The 4,567-nt window shown below is 38.0% G+C and carries 4 protein-coding genes and 1 riboswitch; of the genes, 3 read left to right on the top strand and 1 reads right to left on the bottom strand.

Going from position 1 to position 4,567, the window contains the following annotated elements:
- Positions 1-122: 122 nt before the first annotated feature.
- Positions 123-500, bottom strand: a complete 378-nt coding sequence (locus tag M3210_RS19370; protein WP_251517838.1) for an RDD family protein — start codon at positions 498-500, stop codon at positions 123-125.
- 109 nt (positions 501-609) lie between these two features.
- Here M3210_RS19370 and M3210_RS19375 point away from each other — a divergent pair, with 109 nt between their 5' ends.
- From M3210_RS19375 to M3210_RS19385, 3 genes are all read left to right on the top strand, one after another.
- Entirely contained in the window at positions 610-1,404 is a 795-nt protein-coding gene (locus tag M3210_RS19375) for an ABC transporter ATP-binding protein (RefSeq protein WP_251517841.1), read from the top strand.
- Positions 1,405-1,683: 279 nt separating this feature from the next.
- Positions 1,684-2,607, top strand: a complete 924-nt coding sequence (locus tag M3210_RS19380) for a glycine betaine ABC transporter substrate-binding protein (RefSeq protein ID WP_349774389.1) — start codon at positions 1,684-1,686, stop codon at positions 2,605-2,607.
- Between the two features lie 181 nt (positions 2,608-2,788).
- Positions 2,789-2,889, top strand: a riboswitch (purine riboswitch).
- 199 nt (positions 2,890-3,088) lie between these two features.
- A complete protein-coding gene (locus M3210_RS19385; protein WP_251517844.1) occupies positions 3,089-4,393 on the top strand; it encodes an NCS2 family permease in 1,305 nt (434 codons plus the stop codon).
- Positions 4,394-4,567 lie beyond the last annotated feature (174 nt).

Consider the following 4,567-nt stretch of genomic DNA (forward strand, 5'->3'; position numbering starts at 1 on the left):
CGAAATTGGATCAACTACTACCTTGGTCACCGTCCATTCCAGCGGAATGTCGTGTACCAAATAAAACTAAATAAATCATAACAATAGTCCACATCTAAAACTAGGTGTGGATTATTTGACGTTTACAGTATATCGAATTCTTGATACATTCCCCGAATCACTCCAATATGTCCCAATTGCCAAGGTAAGAATTTAATTATATTTCTTATCAGGCTTGAACGGAATTGGTGGTTTTCGTAGAGGAGTTTCAACCCAGCAGCTTTTTTGCCTATCGAACCTCTCTTATAAAAATCCAAATACGAAAAGATAAAGATAGTTGGTATGACAGATGTACATGTAGTAATAATTTGAACGTGGATTTCCGTGTACTTTGGAAACCCATCAAAAATGAAGGTGAAAATAGTGGCATTTACAATGAACAATAAAAAAATATACGCCATGATGACCAAGTAATCAATAAGCAATTCATAAAAGCGTTTCTTAATAGGGATTCTATTCATGGATCACCTCAACTAAGAATTACTCAATCAGTAAAAATCATTGTTATATTGTCAGAAATATTCTACAATCAAGAGTATTATAACATAAAAGTATCGGGAGAGATGTTTCATGGAGAAAATCATTCAATTTCAACAGGTTACGTGGAGAAGAAACTCGCGCGAAATTCTAAAAGATATAAATTGGGAAGTGAAGGAAGGGGAACATTGGTGCATTCTAGGATTGAATGGATCAGGGAAAACCTCCCTGTTGAATATTGTAACCGGGTATAATTATCCGACGTCAGGAAAGGTTTCGGTTCTCGGAAATGTATTCGGGAAAACAAATATACCGGAATTGAGAAAGAGAATTGGCTTTGTCAGCAGCTCTTTGGATCAATTTTCACAAAATCTGCATAAGGAAATCACCGAAAATATTGTTGTGAGTGGAAAGTTCGCCTCTATTGGCCTTTATGAAGAAGTTTCTGAAGAAGATTGGGTTCAGGCGGACCAATTGCTTGAATCTTTACGACTCTCCCATCTCAAAGGGAAAAGTTATCGCAGTTTATCCCAAGGGGAACAGCAAAAGGTACTAATTGCCAGGGCATTGATGAGCAAGCCTGAGATATTGATATTGGACGAGCCATGCACTGGCTTGGATGTACTTGCCAGGGAAGAAGTTTTACAATGGATCAATGACGTAAATGAACGGGATTGTCATTTGCTTTATGTAACGCACCATATTGAAGAGATTGTCGATGTCATATCTCATGTTTTATTAATCTGTGATGGAGAAATAGTTGCCGGTGGACCGAAAAAAGAAGTATTAACAGATGAGCGCTTATCTGAAACTTATAAAATACCGGTTACGGTTCGCTGGGAAGATAATCGTCCTTGGTTAACGGTTCCGAAGGCTAAAGTATTTTAACCATTATTTTCGTGTGAAAAATTGTTCAATCATCACTTTCTTAAGTATTGCGATGATTATTTAGCATTTTGGAAGGATTGTAAGTTTTTCTTAAGTCGTTTTACTGTCAGGTTAGTTTATCCCTTCAAAAAACGTTATTTCCCCAAATATCCAGTTTGAGTAGAATGCTGGATAACTGTAAAATACTTAACGGTATGTTCTTTAAAAGGTTCGCTTCGTGATATTTTGGAATCGAATTTCTATTAGGAACAATTTATTTGCAGAAAATGGGGGATATGTTTGAAGTTAAAAATAACGAACGTTGGTTTTATTTTTGCATTACTAGTTACATTTATGCTTGCAGCCTGTGGTGATTCGGAGGCGACAGAAAGTAACTCAGATAATAATGGGAAAGTAAATTATAGTGAAGCAGTTGATCATACAATTATTGGTATTGAACCAGGAGCAGGTATTTCTGTTACAACGGAGGCAGCTATAGAAGAATATGAAAATCTACAGGGCTGGGAAGTGGCATTGTCTTCAACTGGTGCCATGATGACAGAATTGGATAATGCCATCAGAAATGAAGAACCAATTGTCGTCACAGGTTGGAATCCACATTGGATGTTCGCAGCACACCCTGACATGAAATATTTAGAAGATCCTAAAGGGATTTATGGTGGAGAAGAAGGTATTAATTCCATAGCGAGACTTGGTTTAGAAGAAGAAAAACCAGAAGCCTATAAACTGATCGATCAATTTGAATGGGATGTTGAAGATATGGAATCCATCATGTTTGAGGCGGAAGAGACTGGCCGTGATATAGAGGAAATCGCCTATGAGTGGGTAGAGGATAACGAAGATAAGGTTGCTGTCTGGTTAGAAGGTGTAGATGATGTCGATGGAGTGGAAGTGGAACTTGTTTCGACACCTTGGGACTCAGAGCGTGCTTCTTCAGGTGTTTTAAAAGCAGCAATGGAGAAGAAAGGCTTTGATGTAACCGTGACAGATGTAGATGTAGCGATTGTTTTTGAATCCGTAGCTACTGGAAATGCAGATGCATCGGCGGCTGCCTGGTTACCAATCACTCATAAAGAATTCTACAATAAGCATAAAGATAACTTAATAGATTTAGGTCCAAATTTAACAGGTGCTAAGATTGGTCTTGTTGTTCCAAATTACATGGACATAGATTCAATCGAAGATCTTAAGCCTAAAAATTAAACAATCAGTAATAGAGTACTTTACCTTTATGTAGGTAGAGTACTCTGTTTTTATTTAAAGGTTATTTTAACTGAAATTACTGATAAATGAATAGATTTACTGTTTATATCCGAATATTAAATCAAGTTATGAAATCAACATTCGGATTTCATTGACAAACTGACGTGAGCTAAGTAGAATAGGAATATAATTAAATGCATTGCGTATAATTTCGGGAATATGGCCCAAAGTCTCTACCAAACCACCGTAAAAGGTTTGACTACGCAGGGAAAATAGGAATAACTATATTTCTATATTATTATCATTCTCTTTCCTTTGTGTTTTGGTAGACGCTCCTTTGAAGAGCGTTTTTTTGTTTTTTAAAAGGGAGATTTATCTTTTTCCCTAAGGGAAATTGAGGATAAAACATAAGAGTTTGGAGACAACTAAGAGCAAGTTTTCCTGACGCATGAGCATTTTGCAACTTAGGAGGCAAAATTGAATGAAAAAGTATTTTCAGTTTGAAGAGCTAGGAACGAATTACAAAACAGAATTTATTGCTGGTCTAACAACCTTCCTATCTATGGCATATATTCTTTTTGTAAACCCAGCTACACTTGCAGCCGCTGGAATGCCTGAGGGTGCCGTATTTACCGCAACCGCAGTAGCTGCAGCAGTTGGTACACTTACGATGGGGGTACTTGCAAGATATCCAGTCGCACTTGCACCTGGTATGGGGCTTAATGCGTTCTTTGCTTATACAGTTGTTTTACAATATGGAATACCTTGGGAAACTGCTTTAGCAGGAGTTCTAGTATCTGGAATTATCTTTATCTTTTTATCACTTTCTGGTTTGAGAGAAATTATCATTAATGCGATACCAGCAAACTTAAAACTAGCAGTTGGAGCTGGGATTGGTTTGTACATTGCTTTTATTGGTCTATCGAGTGCTGGAATTGTAGTTGATAATGAAGCAACTTTAGTTGGATTGGGAGATATAACTGATCCAAATGTACTTCTTACTATCTTTGGATTGGTAGTAGCTGTAATTTTAATTACTCGCGGTATCAAAGCTGGTATTTTTTATGGAATGATCATCACAGCAATTGCAGGTATGATTTTTGGTCTTATTCCAACACCGCAAGGAATTAATGATATCGTAGGATCTGTTCCTAGTTTATCACCAACATTTGGACAAGCTTTTGCTAACTTTGGTGATATATTTACAATCGAAATGCTAGTCGTCATTTTAACTTTCTTGTTTGTTGACTTCTTCGATACGGCAGGTACGTTAGTTGCCGTTGCGACGCAGGCAGGTCTTGTGAAGGATAATAAACTGCCAAGAGCTGGTCGTGCATTGATGGCTGACTCCACTGCAACTGTTGTAGGAGCAGTCGTAGGTACATCAACAACTACTTCATATGTAGAATCAACTGCTGGTGTTGGTGCAGGTGGACGTTCTGGATTTACATCAGTTGTGACAGCAGGATTTTTCCTATTGGCTCTGTTCTTCTCTCCGTTACTAGGTGTTGTAACGAGTGCAGTTACTGCTCCAGCGTTGATCATTGTTGGAGTCATGATGGCGTCACAACTGAAAAACATTGAATGGGATCGCTTCGAAGTTGCTGTTCCATCATTCTTTATTGTTCTAATGATGTCCTTAACGTATAGTATTGCAACAGGGATAGCAATCGGATTTATCTTCTATCCGATTACAATGATCGTTATGGGCAAAGGAAAACAAATTCATCCAATCATGTATGGATTATTTGTAGTCTTTGTTCTGTATTTTATATTCTTAAGTTAGTTTGTAAAAAACTTAAAGCACGCTATTTCAAATGGGAAATAGCGTGCTTTGTGTGCGCCCGGCATGGGTGTAATCTCTAGGGTGAGAGTCCCGAGCCATGAAGGCAGAAGTAGTGGTTAGCTTAACGCAAGGGTGTCCGTGGCGACGCGGAATCTGAAGGAAGCGGGCGGCAAA

Origin of the sequence: Oceanobacillus luteolus (genome assembly GCF_023715655.1) — a bacterium.
GTDB lineage: Bacteria > Bacillota > Bacilli > Bacillales > Amphibacillaceae > Oceanobacillus > Oceanobacillus luteolus.

Excerpts from the sequence above, each read along its gene's own strand:
- M3210_RS19385 (WP_251517844.1), top strand. The coding sequence starts at position 3,089 with ATGAAAAAGTATTTTCAGTTTGAAGAGCTAGGAACGAATTACAAAACA.
- M3210_RS19375 (WP_251517841.1), top strand. The coding sequence starts at position 610 with ATGGAGAAAATCATTCAATTTCAACAGGTTACGTGGAGAAGAAACTCG.
- M3210_RS19370 (WP_251517838.1), bottom strand. The coding sequence starts at position 500 with ATGAATAGAATCCCTATTAAGAAACGCTTTTATGAATTGCTTATTGAT.